Source organism: Halarcobacter bivalviorum, from assembly GCF_003346815.1.
Classification (GTDB): Bacteria; Campylobacterota; Campylobacteria; order Campylobacterales; family Arcobacteraceae; genus Halarcobacter; species Halarcobacter bivalviorum.
On sequence record NZ_CP031217.1, the window covers coordinates 570,883 to 586,509 of the forward strand.

The 15,627-nt window shown below is 28.9% G+C and carries 14 protein-coding genes; 5 read left to right on the forward strand and 9 right to left on the reverse strand.

Annotation, left to right across the window (positions count from 1 at the left end; translation table 11 throughout):
- Positions 1–64 precede the first annotated feature (64 nt).
- On the forward strand, positions 65–1,171 hold the full coding sequence (locus tag ABIV_RS02830; protein ID WP_114838457.1) for an Opr family porin: 1,107 nt from the start codon (positions 65–67) through the stop codon (positions 1,169–1,171).
- Positions 1,172–1,200: 29 nt separating this feature from the next.
- On the opposite strand, the gene mnmA (ABIV_RS02835) is transcribed toward ABIV_RS02830, so the two are convergent.
- The 4 genes from mnmA (ABIV_RS02835) to ABIV_RS02850 form a co-directional block, all read right to left on the reverse strand.
- On the reverse strand, positions 1,201–2,235 hold the full coding sequence (gene mnmA / locus ABIV_RS02835) for a tRNA 2-thiouridine(34) synthase MnmA (RefSeq protein WP_114838458.1): 1,035 nt from the start codon (positions 2,233–2,235) through the stop codon (positions 1,201–1,203).
- A gap of 165 nt (positions 2,236–2,400) precedes the next feature.
- Positions 2,401–3,498, reverse strand: a complete 1,098-nt coding sequence (gene mnmA, locus ABIV_RS02840) for a tRNA 2-thiouridine(34) synthase MnmA (protein ID WP_114838459.1) — start codon at positions 3,496–3,498, stop codon at positions 2,401–2,403.
- 56 nt (positions 3,499–3,554) lie between these two features.
- Positions 3,555–4,040, reverse strand: coding sequence for a 2-amino-4-hydroxy-6-hydroxymethyldihydropteridine diphosphokinase (folK, locus tag ABIV_RS02845; RefSeq protein ID WP_114838460.1), 486 nt, complete (start codon positions 4,038–4,040; stop codon positions 3,555–3,557).
- Between the two features lie 56 nt (positions 4,041–4,096).
- Positions 4,097–5,122 (reverse strand): M24 family metallopeptidase, encoded by a 1,026-nt coding sequence (locus ABIV_RS02850; RefSeq protein WP_114838461.1) that lies wholly within the window; start codon positions 5,120–5,122, stop codon positions 4,097–4,099.
- Positions 5,123–5,187: 65 nt separating this feature from the next.
- Between ABIV_RS02850 and aroQ the strand changes: the two genes are divergently transcribed.
- From aroQ to ABIV_RS02870, 4 genes are all read left to right on the forward strand, one after another.
- The gene (aroQ, locus tag ABIV_RS02855; protein WP_114838462.1) at positions 5,188–5,688 is read left to right on the forward strand and encodes a type II 3-dehydroquinate dehydratase; all 501 of its coding nucleotides are present in this window, start codon (positions 5,188–5,190) and stop codon (positions 5,686–5,688) included.
- A gap of 3 nt (positions 5,689–5,691) precedes the next feature.
- A complete protein-coding gene (gene mqnF / locus ABIV_RS02860) occupies positions 5,692–6,921 on the forward strand; it encodes an aminofutalosine deaminase family hydrolase (RefSeq protein WP_114838463.1) in 1,230 nt (409 codons plus the stop codon).
- The gene (gene sppA, locus ABIV_RS02865; protein WP_114838464.1) at positions 6,914–7,804 is read left to right on the forward strand and encodes a signal peptide peptidase SppA; all 891 of its coding nucleotides are present in this window, start codon (positions 6,914–6,916) and stop codon (positions 7,802–7,804) included. Before mqnF ends, sppA begins: the two co-directional genes overlap by 8 nt.
- Before the next feature lie 156 nt (positions 7,805–7,960).
- On the forward strand, positions 7,961–9,343 hold the full coding sequence (locus ABIV_RS02870) for a DEAD/DEAH box helicase (RefSeq protein WP_114838465.1): 1,383 nt from the start codon (positions 7,961–7,963) through the stop codon (positions 9,341–9,343).
- A gap of 64 nt (positions 9,344–9,407) precedes the next feature.
- Here the strand turns inward: ABIV_RS02870 and ABIV_RS02875 are convergent, their stop codons facing one another.
- From ABIV_RS02875 to ABIV_RS02895, 5 genes are all read right to left on the reverse strand, one after another.
- On the reverse strand, positions 9,408–10,607 hold the full coding sequence (locus tag ABIV_RS02875; protein ID WP_114838466.1) for an acetate/propionate family kinase: 1,200 nt from the start codon (positions 10,605–10,607) through the stop codon (positions 9,408–9,410).
- Positions 10,608–10,643: 36 nt separating this feature from the next.
- Entirely contained in the window at positions 10,644–11,636 is a 993-nt protein-coding gene (gene pta / locus ABIV_RS02880; RefSeq protein ID WP_114838467.1) for a phosphate acetyltransferase, read from the reverse strand.
- Positions 11,637–11,830: 194 nt separating this feature from the next.
- Positions 11,831–13,024, reverse strand: coding sequence for an acetate/propionate family kinase (locus ABIV_RS02885; RefSeq protein ID WP_114838468.1), 1,194 nt, complete (start codon positions 13,022–13,024; stop codon positions 11,831–11,833).
- 60 nt (positions 13,025–13,084) lie between these two features.
- Positions 13,085–13,705 carry a 3'-5' exonuclease gene (locus tag ABIV_RS02890; RefSeq protein ID WP_114838469.1) on the reverse strand — a complete coding sequence of 207 codons (621 nt, stop codon included), beginning with the start codon at positions 13,703–13,705 and terminating at the stop codon, positions 13,085–13,087.
- Positions 13,698–15,542, reverse strand: coding sequence for a putative nucleotidyltransferase substrate binding domain-containing protein (locus tag ABIV_RS02895; RefSeq protein ID WP_114838470.1), 1,845 nt, complete (start codon positions 15,540–15,542; stop codon positions 13,698–13,700). Before ABIV_RS02895 ends, ABIV_RS02890 begins: the two co-directional genes overlap by 8 nt.
- Between the last annotated feature and the right edge of the window lie 85 nt (positions 15,543–15,627).

The window sequence follows — 15,627 nt, forward strand, 5'->3', positions numbered from 1 at the left end:
AATAAACTGTTTACAAAATTTAATTGCAGTATTAGAATAGTTGCATAGAAATTAAAGGAGAGTTATGAAAAAGTTTAGTCTTTTTACTTGTGCTTTATTATTAAGTACATCAACAGTGTTCGCAGCTGATTCTATTGATGAAGCATTTAAAAGTGGAAAAGTAAGTGGAGATATTACTCTACACACAGTTAAATATGATAATAAAGGTGTTGTTGATTCTGGATTTACTGCTGGAACAGTTGGTTTAGCTTATGAAACAGGAAGTTTTTATGGTTTAAGTGCAAAAATGGGTTTTAGAGCAAATCATGAGTTTTCTGAAGTAGAAGAGGGTGATTATGAAAACTTTTTTGTACATGATGCACTTATGACAGAGGCTTATTTAAAATATGCAAGTGAGTCTTTTTCTATTACTGCTGGTAGACAAGCAATTGATTTAGAATGGTTAGGAGATTATAATGAAGCAATAGTTGCTGCAATAACAGCAATTCCTGATACTACTATAATATTAGGTTATACAGATAGACAAGCAATTTCAGATGAAGATGAGAGTAGTGATTTTACTGAACTAACAAATGAAGGAGCTTATGTTTTAGATATAAAATATAAAGCTTTTGATTCTTTAGAGTTTAATCCTTATGCATACTCTGCACCTGATGCAGTTGATTTTTATGGTTTAAAAACTTCATATTCAAGTGATATTTTTTCTGCAATTGCTCATTATGCAACTAGTAATGTTGACTCAAAGATGAAAGATATTACAACAGATGATGGAAATATTTTAAATTTAGAACTTGGAACATCATTTGCAGGAATTAGTGCTTCTTTAGGATATATTAAAACTGATAAAGATTATGGAATAGGTCTAATGGATACTTATGGAGATAATATTAATCTTATGGATTCTGGAAATCAAATCTATTCAGCTGATGCAAAAACTGTTTATGGTTCTTTATCATATGAAATAGCAGGTGTTGAGTTAGGAGCTTTATACTCAGATACTGAATATGGTGCAGATAATTTTGATGAAAAGGAGTTAAATTTAACTGTTTCTTATGCAATTACTGATTCTTTAAGTGTTGGCTTATTATATGCTGATATTGATACAGATAGTGATGATGCAGACTCTAATGATAGTACATATGGAAGTTTAACACTTTCATACTCATTTTAAAAACTAAGAGGCTTACCTCTTAGTTTTAATTATGAAGTAGCTTTAATCCAAGCACTACCAATAACTTTATCTTCTTCATAGAAAACAGCTAATTGTCCAGCTGCAACTCCAAAAGCAGGCTCTTTTAAATTAATTGTTGCTTTATCATCTTTAATTATAACCTTACAAGGAACAGAAGTTGATCTATATCTTAATTTTACAGTACAATCAAACTCTTCTTCATCAATAAACATATTTAAGTTTTCAGCTTTTACTTGGTTTACTTCTAAGGCTTGTTTTTTACCAACAATAATTGTGTTATCTTTTGGATTTAGCTTCGTAACAAAATGAGGTTCATGTGCTCCATGAACAGTAAAGCCCCTTCTTTTACCAATTGTATAGTGCATATATCCTTTATGCTCTCCTACAACATTTCCTTGTTCATCTAAAACTTTTCCTGGAATATCAATGTTTGCATGTCTTTTTACCACATCTGTATAAACTGTTTCAACAAAACAAATCTCTTGAGATTCATTTTTCTCTGTAATTCTTTTGTATGCAACATCAAGTTCGGCACCAAATTTTATAATATCTTCTTTTTTATATGTACTTAATGGAAACATCATAAAAGGTAAGGCTTCTTTATCTACTTGAGATAAAAAATAACTTTGGTCTTTTGTATCATCGTCTGCTTGATAGAAAAACTTACCATCTGTTTTTACATAATGGCCTGTTGCTAAATATGAAGCTTTATGCTCTTTTGCAAAATCTAACATAGCTCCAAATTTGATTTGTCTATTACATTTAACACAAGGATTTGGTGTCGTACCTTCTAAATAAGAATTAATAAAGTAATCATATACTTCTTGTTCAAATTTTTTTGTTAAATCTAATACATGATATTTAATATTTAAGAATTTTGCTACATCTTCAATGTAAGCTAGATTTTTTTCGTGATAACCATCAGTTCTATCATGAAGTTTTAAGTAACAACCTTCAACTTCAAATCCATCTTTTTGTAGCATATAAGCAGTAACTGAAGAATCAATTCCTCCACTCATACCTACCATTACTTTTTTTTTCATCTATTTATCCTTTTATTAAAGGAATAATCACTGACTCTCTATTTGCCCAATATGATATTTAATCTTAGGTTTAGGCGTATCTTGAAAGGATCGCTTTCTTCCATATTTATTCTCTAATCTTTACATTATTCTGCAAAGATTAGTAGAAAACGGGATTATATCATATTAATGGTAATCACTTATAAAACCACCACCTAAGCAGTAGTTTCCTTCATATAAAACAAGACTTTGTCCTAAAGTTACAGCTCTTTGAGGTTTATCAAATTTAACTAAAACTTTAGTTTCATCTGCTCTTATAACTGTACAAGCTTGTTTTTGTTGCCTATATCTTACTTGTGCCATTAGTTTATCCCCAACCTTTGGTGCTTCTTCTAGTACCCAATGCATATGAGAAGCTTCTACTATTTCACTCATTAGTAAGGGATGATTAGTATCTTGAACAACAGTTAAAGTATTGTTTTTAATATCTTTTTTGGCTGCATACCAAGGTTTATGGATATTATTATCCCCTTCTGTCTCTTTTAATCCACCAAGACCTATACCTTTTCTTTGTCCTAATGTATAGCAGATAAGACCCTTGTGTTTACCAATTACTTTTCCTGTATCATCAATAATATCACCTGGAATTGCTTTTAAGTGTTGAGTAATAAAATCATCAAATCTTTGGTTACCAATAAAACAAATTCCTGTACTATCTTTTTTATCACTTACAGGTAAATTATGTTCTCTTGCTATTTCTCTCACTTCTGTTTTAGTTAAATCACCAAGTGGAAACATAGCATGAGAAAGTTGTTCACTTGAAAGAGCATGTAAAAAATAACTTTGGTCTTTTGAACTATCTTTTGGAGTATCTAATACAAAATGGTCTTTATACTTTGCTATTTTTGCATAATGACCAGTTGCAATCATATCAGCACCCATTTTTTTTGCTTCATTTAAAAATACATTAAATTTAATTTCTTTATTACAAAGAATATCTGGATTAGGAGTAAGACCTTTTTTTAAACCTTCCAAGAATACATCAAATACTTTATTTCTATATTCTTCTACGAAGTCTTTACCTTTTACTTCAATTCCTATTAATTCTCCAACTTTTTTTGCATCTTCAAACTCAATACGATTAGGACATTGACTCCCTTTGATTCCATATTCCCAATTTCGCATGAATAAACCTACTACATCATAACCTTGCTGTTTTAAGAGCAATGCAGTAACTGAAGAGTCAACACCACCAGACATTCCAACAACTACTTTTTTCTTCATTCTCTAGCCTTATAAATTTTTATATATTTGATTTGTATTTTATTTTAAAAGAACAATTAAATGTTCATCATATAGTTTAAAGGAATAATCACTGATTCTCTATTTGCCCAGTCTTTGTGAGGAATAATAAGTTTTTTTGTACTTATTTTTTTGTTATCAAAAAATATTATATCAATATCTAAGGTTCTAGGCGCATCTTGAAAGGACCGCTTTCTTCCAAATCTTTTTTCCAATCTTTGTGTAATTTTAAAAAATTCATTTACACTAAGGTTTGTACTAAGTTTGATTATACCATTTAAAAATGGTTTTTGTTCAAGATATCCAAAAGGAGGATTTAAAAGTAGGGGTGAAGTCATAAGTAAATCAAATTTATGATTTTTATTTAAAGATAAGACTAACTTATCAAATAGTTTTTTTGTATCTCCTATATTCCCCCCAATACCTATAGTTACAATATATTTTTTATTTGTAGAGGTATTAAAAGTTTTTGGAAAATTTGAAGTATAAAATAGTGTTAAATCTTTGCTTAGAATTTTTTTCATAATTTCCTTTTATTATATAAAACTAATTAAGTTAGTCAAGATTATTTTTTAATTTTTTAAAGAATTTCTACTTTTCCATTTTTCATTACAACAGTATCTTCTATTCTTACTCCAAATTTATTTGGAAGATAAATACCTGGTTCAATTGTAAAAACCATATTGTCTTCAATAATTACATCAGATTTACTATTTATATTTGGAAACTCATGGATATCTAATCCTACACCATGTCCAGTACTATGAACAAAATATTTCCCATAGCCTGCTTTTTCAATTATATCTCTAGTAAGTTTATCAACTTCACTTGCTTTCATTCCCACTCTTGCTTTTGAAATAGCATTTAATTGAGCTTTTAATACAATATCATAGATTTTTTGATACTTTTTATTTTTAAAGTTTTGTTCTCTTTTAAAGTTAAAAGTCTCAAAGTTTACATTTGCAGTACAAGTTCTATCTGAACAATATCTTTTATATTTTACTCCTGCATCAACAAGAAGTAAATCATTTAGTTTTAGTTTTTTATTTGTAGGAAGAGCATGGGGTTTTGCTGCATTTTCATTTATTGCAATAATTGGGTCAAAACTTAAATCATATTTTCCAAAAGAGCTTAGTTTTTCAATAGCTTTAAAATGTAAAAAAGTCTCTTTTTGTTCAAAACCATTTTTTCTAATATATTTAGCTAATTGTTTAAAACCTTTTTTTCCTATTTTAGAAGCTTTTCTTAGAAATTCAATCTCTTCATCTGTTTTGATTATTCTTTTTAATTTTGAGAAATTCTCTTTTTTTATAAACTCAGTTTTTAAACCAAAAGTTAATTTTTCATATAAAGAGTAAGTGAAATCATTTGGGTCAAAATCAATTTTTTTGATTTTAGATTTTTTTAGAATTCTTTGAGCCTCTTCTACTAGATTTGAGCTTTCAATAACTTTACAATTTTGAGTATATTGTTTTGCTTCAATCGTATATCTAGCATCTGTAATAAAAAAGCTCTCTTTTCCAAGTTTAATAAATATTACATTGTCACATGAAAATCCACATTCATAGTAGATAGCGTTTTCATTTAATAGTATATAATTTTGCATAACTCATCTTTCATTAACTAAAATTTGAATATAATCTTACCCAAAATTTATAAAAGGAATATAATATGAAAATTGCAGTTATTCAAGGTCCAAACTTAAATATGTTAGGTGTTAGAGAACAACATATTTATGGTCCAATGACTTTAGATCAAATCCATGAGCAAATGAAAGCAAGTGCAGCACAAAATGAGGTTGAATTAGAGTTTTTTCAATCAAATTTAGAAGGTGAAATTGTAGATAGAATTCAAGAGTGTTTAGGTACAGTTGATGGTATTTTAATTAATCCTGCAGCATTTTCTCACACATCAATTGCTATCAAAGATGCCTTAAGTGCAGTTAATCTTCCAACTGTAGAAGTACATATTTCAAATATTTATAAAAGAGAAGAGTTTAGACAAAAATCAATTACTGCTGGTGCATCAACAGGTGTTATTACAGGTTTTGGTCCTTTCTCTTATCATTTAGGACTTATCTCTTTAACTCAAATTATTGCAGAAGTTAAAGCAGCACAGCAAGCTCAACAAGATGCTTTAGCAAAAGCTCAAGCACAAAAAGAAGAGAACTAATTAATGAAAATTCTAAGTGCCTCATGGATAATAACTTGCAATGAAGATAGTGCCATCATAAAAGATGGTGCTATTGTTTTTGATGAAAAAATTATTGATGTTGGTACAAAAGAATTTATTTCTGAAAAATATAAGGGTGTAGAAATTGAGTCTTTAGGTCAAAACTCAGTTTTAATGCCTGGGCTTATTAATTCTCATGTACATTTAGAATTCTCTTCTAACTCAACAACTTTAAAATATGGAAACTTTATGCAATGGTTAAATTCTGTTATTGCATCAAGAGAAGAGTTAGTTGAAAAAGCAAGCTCAAAACTAATTAGTAAAAAGTTATCAAAGATGCTAAAGAGTGGTACTACTACAATAGGAGCTATCTCTTCTTATTCTTTAGATATGGAAGCTTGTATTAATTCTGCTATAAATACTGTATATTTTACAGAAGTAATAGGAAGTAAGGCTGATATGATTGATACTTTGTTTGCAGATTTTAAAGCACGATTAAATAGTGCAAAAAGTAAAGCAAATAAAAGTTTTATTCCAGCAATTGCAATTCACTCTCCTTATTCAGTACATCCTTTTTTAGTAAGAGAAACTTTAAATTTAGCACGTGAAGAAAATTTAAGTGTGAGTTCTCATTTTTTAGAATCTCCTGAAGAGTTTGAGTGGTTACATCGCAATGAAGGTGGTTTTTTAGAATTCTTTAAAAACTTTTTAGGGCAAGAGAAAAGTGTTACAGAGCCAATGGAGTTTTTGAATCAATTTACAGGTTTAAAGAATCTATCTTTTACACACTGTGTAGAAGCAAGTGATAATGATTTATTAAAAATTAAAGAGTTAAAGGCTTTTGTAAATCATTGTGTAACTTCAAATAGGTTACTAAACAATACAAAACTAAATATAGATAAATTAATTGATTTAAAAGTACCATTTACAATTGGTACAGATGGACTTAGTTCAAATAATTCATTATCAATGTTTGATGAGTTAAGAAACTGTTTAATGATACATCTACATAAAAATCCTATCTCTTTTTCAAAAACTTTACTACAAGCAGCAACTTTAAATGGTGCAAAAGCTTTAGGTTTAGAAAAAGGTGAGTTATCAAAAGATAAAGATGCAGATATTATTGCTATTACTTTACCTGATAAAGTAAAAGAGAAAGAGGATTTATGTATGAATGTTATTTTACATACTAAGTTTGTAAATAAAGTATATATTGGAGGAAATGATGTTTGATTTTTTTAAAAAACTATTTTATCCTATTATTGCTATTTTAGATTTTATTACTAAATATTTTAAAACAATAGTTTTTTTAACAATTGTTTACTATTTTGTATCAACATCAGAAGATGTAGCAATGAAAGAAGGAAGTTTTGAAACAGCAAATCTACAAAAAATTGAGCTATTTGGTCCTATTTTAGACTCTCAAAAAGTATTAGCTCAAATAGATGAAGCAAAAAAGAATAATAATATAAAAGGTGTATTACTTGATGTAAACTCTCCTGGTGGAGCAGTAGCACCCTCTGTTGAGTTAGCTTATGCAATAAAAGAGTTAAATGAATTAAAACCAGTTGTAGTATATGCAAGTGGAGTAATGGCAAGTGGAAGTTATTATGCTTCTATTTGGGCTAAAGAGATTATTGCAAATCCAGGAGCTATGGTAGGTTCTATTGGAGTTATTTTCCAAGGAACTAATTTAGAAGAGCTAATGGACAAAATTGGTGTAAAAACTCAAACTATAAAAGCAGGAAAGTTTAAAGAGTCTGGAACACCTACAAGACAGTGGAATGATTATGAGAAGCAAGAGTTAGAAAAAGTTATAAATGATACATATAATATGTTTATAACTGATGTAGCTAAGGCAAGAGGTTTAAAAGTAGAAAATCACACACAATTTGCTGATGCTCATATTTTTACATCTTCTCAGGCAAAAGAGGTTGGATTAGTTGATGAGGTTAATACTTTAAGTTTTGCAAAAAATAGAATTGTAAAATTATCTAATGTTTCAAATCCAGTTTGGAAAAAAGAAGATAAATTTGATAAGTTCTTAGATAGAATAATCCAAGAAACAGTAAGTAATTTCTCTGTATTATTTGAGGGTGGACTAAAAGCTTACTAAAAGATAGAATTTTTTAATTCTATCTTTTTTTCTCTTTTTTTTATTACTTTTTAAAAATTGTGTTATAATACGAAAAAATTATAGTAAAAATCTGCATATTCTTCATTAATCACGAATTACTTTTTTAGACTACTAATATATGAAAGGTCATATAATATGTCATTTATAAAATTAGGATTAAATTCTAATATTTTAAAAGCGATTGAAGAGCAAGGTTATACAAAACCTACTTTAATCCAAGAGCAAGCTATTCCAAAAATTTTGGAAAAAAAAGATTTACTTGCAGCAGCACAAACAGGAACGGGTAAAACAGCAGCTTTTACTTTACCTCTTTTAGAGTTTATGAGCTCAAAATCTCATAAAAAAGAGCAAAAAGCTTATATTAAAGCACTTATTTTGGTTCCAACAAGAGAACTAGCACTTCAAGTTTTTGAAAATATTCAATCTTATAGTAAATATCTTCATTTAAAAACAGCAGTAATTTTTGGTGGAGTTGGAATAAATCCACAAAAAGCTAGCTTAAGAAAAGGTGTTGATATTGTAATTGCAACACCAGGAAGATTGATAGATCACATGTCCCAAAATACTATAGACTTATCAAGGGTAGATTTTTTAGTTCTTGATGAAGCAGATAGAATGTTAGATATGGGATTTATTCATGATATAAAAAGAGTTGTATCAAAAGTTCCAAGCCAACGACAAACATTACTTTTCTCAGCTACTTTTTCTGATGAAATAAAGAAGCTATCTAATTCATTTTTAACTAATCCCCAAACTGTAGAAGTTGCTAGAAGTAATACTTTATCTGAACAGGTTTCACAAGCTGTTCATTATGTAACAAAAGAGAAAAAGAAGAATCTTCTAGCCTTTTTAATACATACTCAAGAATGGAATCAAGTTTTAGTTTTCACTCGTACTAAACATGGAGCAAATAGACTAAGTGAGTTTTTAAATAAAAGCAATATTTCCTCTTTAGCAATTCATGGAAATAAATCACAAGGTGCAAGAACAACAGCTTTAAAAGATTTTAAAGCAAAGAAAATTAGAGTACTTGTGGCAACTGATATTGCTGCAAGGGGTATTGATATTGAACTTTTACCCCATGTAATTAATTATGAATTACCAAATGTACCTGAAGATTATGTTCATAGAATAGGAAGAACAGGTAGAGCAGGAAATATTGGAGAAGCCTTATCTTTAGTTTGTGATGAGGAAGCTCAATTTTTAGAAGATATTGAAAAGTTAACAAAAACAACTATTCCAGTAAGAGATATAGAAGGTTTTACAATTAGTTCATTAAAAAAGCCAATGAAAACTTCAAATGCAAAGAATAAAAGTACTAAAAGAAACTCTTCTAAAACAAATGAGAGAAGAGCAAAACCAAGTTCAAATAAAAGAGTTAAAAATAGCGATAAAAAAGATTTTAAAAAAGAAATAGATGAGTTTATTAATAATAGAAAAGAACAGCCTTCTAAAAGAAATTCAAACAGAAAAATTACAGGTAATTATAGAAAAGGTTTAGGCAGTAAAAGTAAATAAAAAAAGGCAAGGTGTGTGATCCTTGCCTTTTTTCTTTTCCCTAGATAAAGTATTAAGTAAATTCTTACTCAATACCCTTAACGATTTTATAAGTATCGTTTGCAATAACATATTCCTCATTTGTAGGAATAACGAAAATTCTTCCAGCAGAACCATTAGTAGAGATATCTCTTGCTTCTCCTGATCTTTTATTATTTTTAACTGGGTCAATATTTAATCCCATGTAATCTAAACCAGCACATACTTTCTCTCTAATAATTGCTGCATTTTCACCGATTCCTCCAGTGAAACATAAAGCATCAACACCATCAAGTGCAGCTGCATAAGAACCAACATATTGTTTAATTCTATAAGCAATCATATCTACTGCTAATCTACATCTTTCATCTCCAGCTTCCATACCTTCAAGAACTTCTCTTAAGTCAGAAGATTTTCCAGAGATTCCTACAATACCAGATTTCTTATTAAGTACATCTAGCATCTCTTTAATATCCCAACCTTCAGTTTCCATCATGTATTGAATAGCACCAGCACCAATATCACCAGCTCTTGTTCCCATCATAAGACCTTGAACAGGAGTTAAACCCATTGATGTATCAATACATTTACCATCAAATACAGCAGAAACAGAAGAACCATTTCCTAAGTGACATACGATAATTCTTGTATTGTGTTTCTTATCTAATCTTTTTGCAGCTTCATTAGATACAAAGAAGTGAGATGTTCCATGGAAACCATATTTTCTTACACCGTTTTTAGTATATTGGTCATATGGTAAAGCATACATATATGCATAATCAGGCATAGTTTGGTGGAATGCTGTATCAAATACTGCTACATTTGGTTTACCAGGCATTAATTCTTGGCAGATTTCCATACCCATAATATTTGCTGGGTTATGTAAAGGTGCTAATGGAATTAACTCTTTCATTTTATTAATTACTTTTTCACTAACCATTACTGAACCTGCGAATTCTTCTCCACCGTGTACTGCTCTGTGTCCGATTGCTTCAATATCATCTATTGAATCGATTACTTTTCCTTCACCTTCAGTTAATGTTTTAAGTACTAATTCAATTGCTTCTTTATGAGTTGGTAAATCAGACTCAATTTTTAACTTTTTATCATCTCCATACTCATGTTTTAGTGCACCATCAATACCAATTCTTTCACAAATACCTACAGCTAAAGTTTCTTTGTTTACTGGGTTCATTAATTGGTACTTTAATGATGAACTTCCTGCGTTTAAAATGAATACTAACATATTATCTTTTCCCTCTCTTTTTATGTTTGTTTTAACTTAGCATTGTGTTGCAGTAATAGCAACTAAATTTGCAATATCATCTACTGAACAACCTCTTGATAAGTCATTAACTGGTTTTGCTAAACCTTGAACAACTGGACCATGAGCAGCAGCTCCTGCAAATCTTTGAACTAATTTATATCCAATATTTCCTGATTGTAAATCTGGGAATACAAGTACATTAGCTTTCCCTGCAACTTTTGAGTCTGGTGCTTTTTTAGCTCCAATAGCTTCAACAATTGCAGCGTCTGCTTGCATTTCACCATCAAAAGAGAAATCAACATTTCTTTCTTCTAGTAAGTCAACCGCATATTGTACTTTGTCAACTAAAGGATGATTAGCACTTCCTTTTGTTGAGAAAGATAACATAGCAACTCTTGGGTCTAACCCAACAACAGATTTAGCCGTAGCAGCAGTAGCACACGCAATATCAGCTAATTGCTCTGCATTTGGCTCAGGTATAACTGCACAATCTGCAAATAAAATTAATCCATTATCTCCAAATTTTCCATCAGCCGTTTCCATAATAAATGCAGATGAAACTGTATTTATACCAGGTGCAGTTTTAATTACTTGAATAGCAGCTCTTAATACGTCTGCAGTAGGTGAGTTAGAACCAGCAACAAGTCCATCAGCTTCACCAAGTCTAACCATCATACAACCAAAAAATCTTGGCTCAGTAGTCATAATCTCAGCTGCTTCTTCTTTAGATAAGTTTTTAGATTTTCTTAGTTCAACTAATTCATCAATATATCTGTCAATCCCATCAAATTTCTTAGGATCAATGATTGTAGCACCTTCGATTGAAGCACCACATGCAGCTGCATCAGCTTTAATTTGTTCTTCATTTCCAATTAAAACTACTTTTGCAGTTTTTTCTTCTAGAACCTTTTGAGTAGCTTGTAATACTCTTTCATCTTCAGATTCTGGAAGAACAATTGTTTTAAGTTCTTTTTTAGCATTCTCTTTGATACTTTCAATTAAACCCATCAAGCGTCCTTTTTTATAAAATCAGTAAAAATTATAATATTCAAGCGTAGCATTAAAATAGCATTAGCCTAGCAGAAATGAAAAAGTTTTATACATATTTATTATGTGTGTATAAAAGTAGTACATCTGTTTTATATAAAGATAAATTTTTGTGTATTTTTTTGTTTAGTGGTTATAAGTGGTTAGTAAAAGCATTATGCTTTTACTAACTGATATGTATCTTGTGCAATAATAAGTTCTTCATTTGTAGGAATAACAAATATTTTAGTTTTTGATGTATCTTTGTGAATCTCTTTTATTCCAGAATTAGCTTTTGCTTTGTTTTTATTAATATCAACTTCAACACCCATAAATTCAAGTCCTGAACAAACTTTTTCACGGATTAAATCAGCATTTTCTCCAATTCCTGCTGTAAAACAGATGGCATCTACTCCTTCAAGTATTCCAGCATATGAGCAAATATATTTTTTAATTCTATTACATAACATATCTATAGAAAGTTTTGCTCTATGGTCTCCATCTTTTGCAGCTTTAATTACTTCTCTTAAATCAGATGAAACACCTGAAACACCAAGAATACCTGACTTTTTATTTAAATAATCAACTATTTCATGAGAGTTCATATTCTTTTTATCCATTAAATATGGAATAACTCCAGCATCAATATCTCCACTTCTTGTACCCATAATAAGTCCTTCTAAAGGAGTCAATCCCATAGTAGTATCAATAGAGTTACCTTCTTTTACTGCACAAATAGATGAACCATTTCCTAAATGACATACAATTATCTTTGAGTCTTTTTTATTTAATAATTTAATTGTTTCATTTGATACATAGTAGTGAGATGTTCCATGAAATCCATATTTTCTTAGTTGATGTTTTGTATAATCTTCATGTGGAACTGCGTAAAGATAGTTTTCTTCTGGCATAGTTTGATGAAATGCTGTATCAAATACTGCTACGTTAGGTTTCTCTGGCATAAGCTCTTGGCAAATTTTAATACCTAAAATATGTGCAGGGTTATGAAGAGGTGCTAAAGGAATAAGCTCTTCAATCTTTTTTATTACATCACTATTTATTAGTGTAGATTTTTTAAAGTATTCTCCCCCATGAACAACTCTATGTCCAATTGCTGAGATTTCATCAATATTTGAGATAGCTTGAGTATCTCCTTTTGTTAAAATATCTAATACAAATTCAATAGCTTCTTTATGAGTTGGAAGAGGATGTTGTATTTCTAACTTTCTATTTTCTGCTATTTCATGTTTTATAACACCATCAATACCAATTCTTTCACAAAGTCCTGTTGCCTTTATTTCAGCTGTTTCTGGATTTATTAGTTGATATTTTAAAGAAGAACTTCCCGCATTTAGTACAAGAACTAACATTATCACACCTTTTTAAAAATTTTATTCATTATATCAAAAAGATGTGTCAATGATATGTAATTATTTTATTTTAACCTTAGGCTGATTTTTTAGTTTTAGAAACATCATAGCTGTCATAATAGCATCATTATATGCATCATGTTTCCCTAAAGATGGGATTTTTAGCTCTTTTAAAATTGTGTCAAATCTTAAGTCTATATTACTTTGTGGGATAGCTTCTATTTTCCAGTCATGATAAATAGCTGAAACCTCATAGGCTTTATTAGGAAGTTTTATTCCTAATTTTGGTTTTAAATACTTATTTATCATTGCAATATCAAACTCTAAGTAGTAACCTACTAATTTTCTATTTCCAATAAAATATAAAAACTCTTCAATTACTTTATTTATATTATCTGCATTTATTAAATCACATTCTCTTATATGATGAACTTTAATAGCATCGACTTGAAGTTTTGTTTCTGGTTTTATAAATCTAACAAATTTTTTACTAGATACAATAGTATTATTTTTTATAATAACTGCACCAATAGAGATAATATCATCTTTTAAAGGATTTAATCCTGTTGTTTCACAATCAAAACAGACAAATTCATCTTCTGTATGCTTATCAAAAAGAAAAGAGAATTTCTCATCTTTTAAATTCTTTTTATTAAAGTAATTTTTTAGTGAATTAAACATAGTTCAACTTATAATGGTTTTCCAGTTTTTTCTTTAACTTATTTACAATTTTAAAACTATCTTTTAATAAATCTTTTTCCATTGTAGTTAAAGTATCAGGGTCAATATAATTATCAATCACTTGTCCAGAATCCAGTTTCTCTATATTTGATTTTAGTTTTAATGTACAAAGGTAGTTAAAGGCTTCAGTTAACTCTTCTGAAAATTCTGTAGTAAATACTTTTTTATCTGTTAGCTCTTTAATTCTTTTTAAAGTATTTGCTCTCATTAGTTTATGTTCTAATGAAAGTGCTCTTATTCCTTGAACAACAATAAAGATACCACCTCTTTTTATATCTAATTCATGTTGATGTTCTTTATTTTTTGAATCAAAAACAAAACCATCAAAAAATCCAAGTGGTACATCAAAATCCATAACTATTTTTGCAAAATGCATATAAAAGCTTTTTGAGTCAGAACATACATTAAATAAGTGTTGTTTTAATTCATCTAATAATTTTCTATTTCCTGAAGCACAAATTGCATCATAGAAAATCGCAAGATTCATATAACTATCTTTTTCTGGTTTGTTAATCCAGTTATAGATTAAATCTTTAAACTCTTTTTGAGTTCTACACCAATAAGGATTTGAAAGCATAATATTACCTTCACATCTTGGGAAACCAAAATCAACTAATGTTTCAGTATATAACCTTGTAAAGTTTTCTAAATCCTCTTTTGAAATAGTGCAATCATTTGAGATAATTAAGGCATTATCTTGGTCTGTTTTAAGAATCTGCTCTCCTCTTCCTTCACTTCCCATAACAATAAGCGCAGAATTTCCAATAAGTTCTTTTGGAGCTAACATATTAAATAGTTTGTCCATAACTTTTCTATTTAATTGATTTATCAATTTAGAAATAAATGAAACTTTTACCCCTTTTGCATATAAAGATTTGATAATTTTTAATAAGGCTTGACTTGCTACTTTTAACTCTTCTACATTATTTGCACGAGTTATCTCGTTTGATACAGAAAAAGTATGTGTTGCAAAAAATGAAGATAGTGAGATTTGATCTAAGATTCCTACTATTTTTTCATCATTATTTTTTACTACTAATCTTTTTAATCCATGTTTAGTCATTAGAAGTTGTGCATTAAATAAAAAGTCATTTTCATTTACATATTTTAAACCCGAATTAGAAATTTTTCCAACACTTTCATCAAAATCCATACGGTTTAAAATAACTTTTTCTCTGAAATCAGAGTCAGTAACAATATGAATCTCTTTATTTTCATCTTCAAGTAAAAGTGTAGGAACTTTTGCCTCTTTTAATTTTGTAACTGCTTCAAAAATTGTAGTTTCAAAAGGTAAAATTAGAGCTTCATGTACTCTTGCATCTTTAACTTTTGCAATCATTAGGTTTGCTAATTCTTTATTTTTTTCGTGGTGAATATTTCCATTTAATTTTTGAGAAATTGATTGGAAGAAAAAGCTTTCTAAAGTAGGGTTTTCATGTAAAACTTTGATAAAAATTTCTCTTGGTAAGCTATAACAAATAGTCTCTTCTTTTGTAACAAAACGATTTTTAGAAAAATTTTCTATTAAAGAAACTGAATCAAAAAACTCTAAAGTAGAGTAAAAAGATAAAACCTCTTTCTCTTCATTTTTCTCTTGCACAATACCTTTTATAATAAAATATAAGTTTTGAGGTTCTTGTGAAAAATCTTGAATTATCTCATCTTTTTTTAAATATACAATATCAAGATTATCTGAAAAATATTCAAGCTGAGATTTTGTTAGTTTGTCAAAGGGATGAATTGATTTTAAAAAGTTTATTTGTTCTAATATGCTCATTTTAGATCTCTATTATTAATTTATTAATTTATTATATTAAAATTAATAAAAGAAATCTTTAAAATCAAAGAGAAATTCTCTTTGA